This is a genomic window from Siccirubricoccus phaeus (assembly GCF_008360935.1).
Classification (GTDB): Bacteria; Pseudomonadota; Alphaproteobacteria; order Acetobacterales; family Acetobacteraceae; genus Siccirubricoccus; species Siccirubricoccus phaeus.
This window is the reverse complement of record NZ_SRXO01000053.1, coordinates 1-982: the sequence shown is the minus strand read 5'-3', so window position 1 is coordinate 982 and position 982 is coordinate 1. Positions and strand designations below refer to the sequence as shown.

1 protein-coding gene is annotated in these 982 nt (G+C 66.3%); it reads right to left on the bottom strand.

The window, feature by feature from the left end; translation table 11 throughout:
• Positions 1 to 921, bottom strand: a 921-nt coding sequence (locus tag E5N76_RS29255; protein ID WP_149541510.1) for an IS481 family transposase, incomplete at its 3' end; no start/stop codon positions are given.
• Positions 922 to 982: the final 61 nt, after the last annotated feature.

Here is a 982-nt window from a genome sequence, read left to right as displayed (position 1 = left end):
GGGGTCCTTGGTCCAGGCGTCGCAGACGGCCTGGAAGGGGGTTCGCCATCGGAGTGCCTTGAGGTGTTTGGCGAAGTTGTAGGCGGTGATGAAGGCCAGGACGTGGGCTTTGAGGGTGCTGAGGTCGGGGTAATGGAAAGCCTTGATGGTGGCGTCCTTGACCGTGCGGTTCATCCGCTCGGCCTGACCGTTGGTCCAAGGATGGTAGGGCTTGGTCAGCCGATGTTGGATGCCATGCTGGTGGCAGACCCGGTCGAAGATGTGGGCCCCGAGATAGCGGCGCGTTGGCCCGTTCCTGTTTTTCGGCAGATCGGCGAAGGCCATGCCGTTGTCGGTCAGGACGGTGTGGATGGCATAGGGAAAGACGGCCACGACCTCGCGCAGGAAGGCGGCGGCACCGTTCAGCTTGGTGTTGGCGTCGAGGAAGGCGACGTGGGTGAACTTGGACACCCGATCGATGGCCAGAAACATGAAGAGCTTACCGTCCGCCAGGCGCAGTTCGCAGACGTCGATGTGGACGTAGCCGATGGCAGTCTCGGCGAAGCGCTGGCGCTTGGAAGCCGTCTCCTCGCCCTTGGGCAGGCGGGAGATGCCGTGGCGCACGAGGCAGCGGTGAAGGGCGCTGCGGGAGAGGGTGGGGATGGCCTCGCGCAGGCAACCCGGGACATCGTCCAGCGGCAGCAGGGTGCGGCGCCGGAACTCGACGACGATCGCCTCCTCGGCCTCGGTCAGGACGGTGCTTCGGGGCTGGCCGGGCCCCATCGGAGCATCGGACGTGCCGGTCCGGGCGCGCCACTTCGCCACCGTCTTAGGGTTCAGCCCGTAGCGGGCGGCCAGGGTCCTGCCGCTCTCTTGCGACGCTTGGAGCTCGGCTCGAACACGCGGCGTCGTTCGGGCTGAACCGTGAAGACCGCCTGCCACAGGGCATCCTCCCCCTCGCGGGTCAAAGATGCACCACTACTCCCCGGGACTGCACACCTAG